This is a genomic window from Chitinophaga sp. Ak27, assembly GCF_012726295.1.
Taxonomy (GTDB): domain Bacteria; phylum Bacteroidota; class Bacteroidia; order Chitinophagales; family Chitinophagaceae; genus Chitinophaga.
In genome coordinates, this window is record NZ_JABAOB010000033.1 from 1 (window position 1) to 383 (window position 383).

The 383-nt window shown below is 40.2% G+C and carries 1 rRNA gene; it reads left to right on the forward strand.

What is annotated here, in order from left to right:
• Positions 1–82: ribosomal RNA gene (locus tag HGH90_RS31515) — 16S ribosomal RNA — on the forward strand; the annotation flags it as partial.
• Positions 83–383 lie beyond the last annotated feature (301 nt).

A 383-nucleotide genomic window follows, 5' to 3' on the forward strand; every position in this document is an offset into this window, starting at 1 on the left:
ACCGCCTAGGGTAAAATCGGTAATTGGGGCTAAGTCGTAACAAGGTAGCCGTATCGGAAGGTGCGGCTGGAATACCTCCTTTTTAGAGCTCATTAACCTATGAGCTGTTGTTTCCTTCTTTTAATTTATTGTACTAACGCCTATGGCTACACGCCAGGCGGAAAGTAAAAGTTCTTTACAAAAAGATGTGTAACCACAAAGGGTTACAGAGATCGGCTCTCACACATCGGCAATAATCACGCAAATGAAATCTTGGAAAAGAGGTCAGTGATTAAAAGTTCTTTGACATATTGGGAAATGCAAGTTGTATTCGAAATAGTAGTATTAGAATACTAAAGATTTTTAAAGCGAATAAGGGCGCATGGTGGATGCCTAGGATCTAA